Below are 4,671 nucleotides of genomic sequence, written 5' to 3' on the forward strand. Positions count from 1 at the left end.
CGGGGGGGGTGGTTAAGTGGAAAAATGAACGGCGGAACAACGCGGCATGCCCCTATTTGGGGCGCAACCCGAAGGGACGGGGCCGTTTTTCCGCAATGCTGCGTTGCAGTTCGCTTATGTGGCGGGCCACACGACGCTCACTGCGCCTTGCCTTGCGAAAAAACGGCCTCCGTCGCGGCCATCGAATTTAGTGTGAACAGGCCCTAGGACCCGGTCACTCTTGACCGGCTGGCTCACTGCTCATTGAAATAGGGATCTTCATCGAAGCGGCGGCGCTGCTCGCGTCGATGACTCAGGTACAGGGTCAGAAGGCCCCAGATCGCCATCAGACCCAGGGCGCCGCCGGTGGCAAACACCAGGTTGGCAGTCACTTCGGGAGCGGCCCCGTCCTCTTCGAACAGGGTCTGGTAAACAAACAGCGGCAGCACCGGAACAGTGACGGCATCGGGCCCGGAACTGCGCGCGGGAACCAGCAGGGCGGCGGCGAAAGTGACCAGAATTGCGCGGCGCAGCCAGCTCCACTTCCAGTTGCGCATAAACCACCAGCCCGCCGACAACAACACCAGGGTGCCGGCTGCGTATATGATCCAGGCTATTCGATACTCTTCGGCCATAGTTGTTCTTTCTTCAATTTTGTCGGGTGGGCGAACACAGGGTTCACCTCTTGTCTGTCGTCATTCCGGCGCAGGCCGGACTGCGAAGGCATGGATGCCGTCGCGAGCATTCGCGCAGCGAATGGCCCGAAGGGCGTGGCGCAGGAGCGCCACCTGATCCAGGTACCATCGGACTGAATACCGGTACCGGATCAAGCCCGGCACAGGCTCTGCGCCGGTATGGGGAATCAAAAAATTTATCTAATATAAAGCATTTACGGACCGGTTTTCGATCAGTGGTCGCCTACCCACTGGACGATATGGTCCTCGAAATCGTCAGGGTGCACCAGTTCTTCGCTGATCACACAACCGCGCACGGAAATACCCGCTTCGTGTACCGATTCGGCGCGGCCGGACACCAGCGGGTGCCAGTCTGCCAGCCCGCGCCCCTCTTCCAGCATTCGGTAGGCACAGCTGGCGGGCAGCCAGCTGAACCCGGCCACATCCCGGGCGCGCAGCTGGATGCAGTCCGGCACCTGCTGTTTGCGGTTTACATAGTCACCGCACTGGCAGGAATGGGTATCCAGCAGGCGGCAGGCCACATTGGTGGTGTAGACCTCGCCACTGTCCTCCTCTTCCAGCCGGTGCAGGCAGCAGCGCCCGCAGCCGTCGCAGAGTGACTCCCACTCTGCCTCGCTCATCTGGTCGAGGGTCTTGCGCTTCCAGAAGTCAGCCATTGTGTACGCGCTCAGCGCTGCAGCTTGCTGTTCTTGGCGGCGATGGCACCCATCTCGGAATCGGATACTGGCGGCATCTGCAGATAATAACCGCGCTCGCCCAGCTCTTTCAGGACCTTGTTCGCATCGGCGCGGGCCAGTTTTTTCTCCGGCGTTACCAGCATGGTGGTGACATGCTGTGGTTTGCCGAACAGCTGCAGCAGGTTTTCCGGCACCTTCGAAGTGCCCTCGCGTTTTTCGACGTAGAGGTACATTTCATCTTTCAGCGGGCTGCGGTAAATATCACACAAGGTCTTCACTTTACATCCTCTCGACGCAGCTCAGTCAGGGTTTCGAGCAGCGGCTTGCCAATCACTTTCGAGCGCCAGCCCAGAAGGCGCCCCTGCAGTTCGGGTCTTGCCGATTGCAGCAGTCCTTCCAGCTCCTTCTTGCGCACCAGTATTTCCGCGGGCAGGCCTTCCAGTTCAGCCACGGCGTTGACGCGCTGGCGCAATAGCTTGAGCCACTCGCCCTCGCGGCGACTCAGGGGCTGGGGCAGTCGCTGCGGCAGATCCTGGCGCTCGGCGGCGCGGGCGATTATCTGCAACAGTGTCTCGCCGAGATCGCGCAGCGTGCGCCCCTCCAGACCCGGCTGCGCCAGAGTGGCCATATGCCGCGGCAGCTGCTGGGCCAGGTTCATACAGACATTTTCTTTCAGCAGGTGGTTGCGCGGCATATCCCTGAGACGCGCCTCGCGCTCGCGCCAGGTACACAGGTCCTGGAGTGCTGCCAGCTGACTGCCGCGCAGGCGCCAGGCGCCCTTCACTCTCAGGTAGTAGAGCTCCGGCGGCTGCGGGTTGCGCGCGGTGGATACCAGTGCGGTGCAATCCTCCTGCAGCCATTCCAGGCGCTCCAGCTCGCGCAGGCGCTTAATCAAAACACCGTAGAGCAGCGGCAGCCAGGCGACATCCAGTGCAGCGTAATTTTTCTGCGCCTCGCTGAGCGGGCGCTGCAGCCAGTCGGAGCGGGTTTCGCTTTTCGGCAACTCGATATTGAGCAGCTCCTTGACCGTAGCCGCGTAACCCAGGCCGGCGCCCATACCGGTCAGGGCGGCGGCAATCTGGGTATCGAAAATCGGCTCGGGGATGGCACCCAGCAGTCGCTCAAGCGTCTCCAGGTCCTCGCTGCAGCTGTGCATGATTTTGGTCACACCGGTATCCAGCAGCAGGTCGCGCAGCGGCTGCAGATCCTCGATGGCGAGGTTGTCGATCAGGTAGCAGCACTCGCCGTCTCCCACCTGCAGCAGGGCTGGCTGCGGGTAGAAGGTGCGGCTGCGCATAAACTCGGTGTCCAGCGCCACCGCCTTCTGCCGGCGCCAGTGGGCGCAGAGTTCTGCCAGCTGTTCGCTACTGTCGATCCAGATGGGTGTGGTGTCTACTTGCAACATTGGCGCCATCAGCCCTCTGAAAAGAAAGCGGTGCGGCTGTTGAAGGCATGCGCCAGGGTGCCGCCGTCAATAAATTCCAGCTCTCCGCCGATGGGCACGCCGTGGGCTATGCGGCTCACGGCGACGCCGTGCACCCTCGCCCGCTCGGCAATAAATTGCGCCGTGGCCTCGCCTTCGACGGTGGGGTTGGTGGCGACGATCAGCTCTTCCAGCGCTTCGCTGGCAAGGCGCTGCTCCAAAAGGTCTATACCGAGGTTGGCGGGCCCGACACCATCGATCGGCGACAGGTGGCCGTGCAGCACGAAATAGCGGCCATGGTAGTTACCAGCCTGCTCTATGGCCAGTACATCCGCCGGCGTCTCCACCACACACAGGGACTTCTGCTCGCGCCGGCTGTTGTTGCACAGGGCGCAGACCTCCTGCTCGGTCAGAGTGCGGCACTGACTGCAGCGGCCGACCTTTTCCACCGCCTGCTCCAGGGTGCGCGCCAGCAGGCCCGCGGCATCGCGGTCCTTTTCCAGCAGGTACATGGCCATGCGCTGGGCCGACTTGGGGCCGACACCGGGCAGGCAGCGCAGTGCGCGGATCAGGTCTTCGATCAGGGGACTAAACATAGATTCGGTAACTTATCACCGGCACGCGGTTTAAAACGGAAACTTGAAACCTTCCGGCAGATTGATACCGGAGGCGAGGTTGCCCATCTGCTGCTTCTGCAGTTCCTGGGTCTTTTCCTCGACGCGGCGCACGGCGTCGTTCACCGCCGCGGCCAGCAGGTCTTCCAGCATCTCCTTGTCCTCGCCGAGCAGGTCCGGGTCGATTTCCACCGAAACGACGTCGTGGCGGCCATTCATGGTCACCTTGACCATGCCGGCACCGGCCTCGCCGCAGATGCGCAACTCGCTCAGCTCCTGCTGCATCTTCTGCATTTTTTCCTGCATGTCGGCCTGCATTTTCTGGGCCTGCTGCATCAAATCGCCCAAACCTTTCATCGTAAACCTCACTCTGTGGGACAGGTGCGCGCGGCGCACCCTACATGGAATTATTCGGCATCCGCCAGGGATTCCACCGAGTCGGGTTGCAGTTCGGCGCCCAACTCCCGCTGCAGTTCCTGCACCAGTGGATCTGCCGACAGGGCATCGCGCGCTGCGGCCAGGCGGGCCTCGCGCGTGGCCGCCGCCAGGCGCGCCGGCGTGGTGCCCTGCACCTCCCCTACCTGGATCTGCACGGTGACCGGCTGCTGGAAAAAGTCCGCCAACAGGTCCGCCAGGCGGCGCTGGTGCACTTCGTCGTACAGGCTGCTGTAGGACTCGTCCAGGGTATAGGAAAGTATATTGTCCTGCCGCCCGACCAGCTCCAGGTGAAAGGCGATGGAATGCAGTATGCCGCTGATACCCAGCTGGCTGTAGAGCGCCGGCCAGCTGCCCGGGGTCAGGGCGTCCAGATGCGCGCTCGCGGTTTTTTCCACGGCCGGCTTTGGCTGGGGTTGTGGCTGCTGGTGCTGCACCGGCGTCGATTCCACCTGCGCCACCTGCTGGCGCAGCTGTTCCCGCATGGCGACGCGCGGGTCAGCCTCCGGCTGTGGCGCAGGGCGAGCCGCTTCGACAGCCGGTTGCTGCGGCTGGGGCTCATGCGCTACCGACGCCTCTACCGCCTCAGCGACTGCGGCCGGCTCGGGTGCCTGTACCACTTCTGCTCGCGGTGGCTCCCAGGGAGGTGTGTCATCAACAGCTGGCGCGCCGACCTCAGTCGGCCTCTCCTCCGCCTGTGGCTTTTTTTCCTCGGCCACCTCTGCTGTCTGCACTGAGATGACGGGATCCGCCGGCGCCTGTACCGGAGCCGACTCCCGCACCCGCGGGGCGGGGGGGTCCGCGGCCGGGCTGGCCCGCGGGGTGGGGGGGGGGGGATCGGGCCCGCC

7 protein-coding genes are annotated in these 4,671 nt (G+C 63.4%); all 7 read right to left on the bottom strand.

What is annotated here, in order from left to right; all coding sequences use genetic code 11:
• Window positions 1-233 precede the first annotated feature (233 nt).
• Complete coding sequence (locus IG627_RS06825; RefSeq protein ID WP_226864801.1) at window positions 234-614, bottom strand: hypothetical protein; 381 nt, start codon at window positions 612-614, stop codon at window positions 234-236.
• A 272-nt stretch (window positions 615-886) separates the two neighbouring features.
• The gene (locus IG627_RS06830; protein ID WP_226864802.1) at window positions 887-1,330 is read right to left on the bottom strand and encodes a YcgN family cysteine cluster protein; all 444 of its coding nucleotides are present in this window, start codon (window positions 1,328-1,330) and stop codon (window positions 887-889) included.
• 11 nt (window positions 1,331-1,341) lie between these two features.
• The gene (locus IG627_RS06835) at window positions 1,342-1,629 is read right to left on the bottom strand and encodes a YcgL domain-containing protein (RefSeq protein WP_193191505.1); all 288 of its coding nucleotides are present in this window, start codon (window positions 1,627-1,629) and stop codon (window positions 1,342-1,344) included.
• Window positions 1,626-2,756 (bottom strand): ribonuclease D, encoded by a 1,131-nt coding sequence (gene rnd / locus IG627_RS06840; RefSeq protein ID WP_193191506.1) that lies wholly within the window; start codon window positions 2,754-2,756, stop codon window positions 1,626-1,628. The genes IG627_RS06835 and rnd overlap by 4 nt, the downstream gene beginning before the upstream one ends.
• 8 nt (window positions 2,757-2,764) lie before the next feature.
• Window positions 2,765-3,370: a recombination mediator RecR gene (gene recR / locus IG627_RS06845; protein ID WP_193191508.1), complete on the bottom strand. Its 606-nt coding sequence runs from the start codon at window positions 3,368-3,370 to the stop codon at window positions 2,765-2,767.
• A 30-nt stretch (window positions 3,371-3,400) separates the two neighbouring features.
• Window positions 3,401-3,745, bottom strand: coding sequence for a YbaB/EbfC family nucleoid-associated protein (locus IG627_RS06850; protein ID WP_193191510.1), 345 nt, complete (start codon window positions 3,743-3,745; stop codon window positions 3,401-3,403).
• Between the two features lie 50 nt (window positions 3,746-3,795).
• A partial coding sequence (locus IG627_RS06855) for a DNA polymerase III subunit gamma/tau C-terminal domain-containing protein (protein WP_319024516.1) occupies window positions 3,796-4,671 on the bottom strand: 876 nt, incomplete at its 5' end.

This window comes from Microbulbifer taiwanensis (genome assembly GCF_014904815.1).
Lineage (GTDB): Bacteria > Pseudomonadota > Gammaproteobacteria > Pseudomonadales > Cellvibrionaceae > Microbulbifer > Microbulbifer taiwanensis.

Bases quoted from the DNA above. Each gene is read 5' to 3' on its own strand.
- IG627_RS06850 (WP_193191510.1), bottom strand. From the start codon at position 3,745: ATGAAAGGTTTGGGCGATTTGATGCAGCAGGCCCAGAAAATGCAGGCC.
- IG627_RS06830 (WP_226864802.1), bottom strand. From the start codon at position 1,330: ATGGCTGACTTCTGGAAGCGCAAGACCCTCGACCAGATGAGCGAGGCA.
- rnd (WP_193191506.1), bottom strand. From the start codon at position 2,756: ATGTTGCAAGTAGACACCACACCCATCTGGATCGACAGTAGCGAACAG.
- recR (WP_193191508.1), bottom strand. From the start codon at position 3,370: ATGTTTAGTCCCCTGATCGAAGACCTGATCCGCGCACTGCGCTGCCTG.
- IG627_RS06825 (WP_226864801.1), bottom strand. From the start codon at position 614: ATGGCCGAAGAGTATCGAATAGCCTGGATCATATACGCAGCCGGCACC.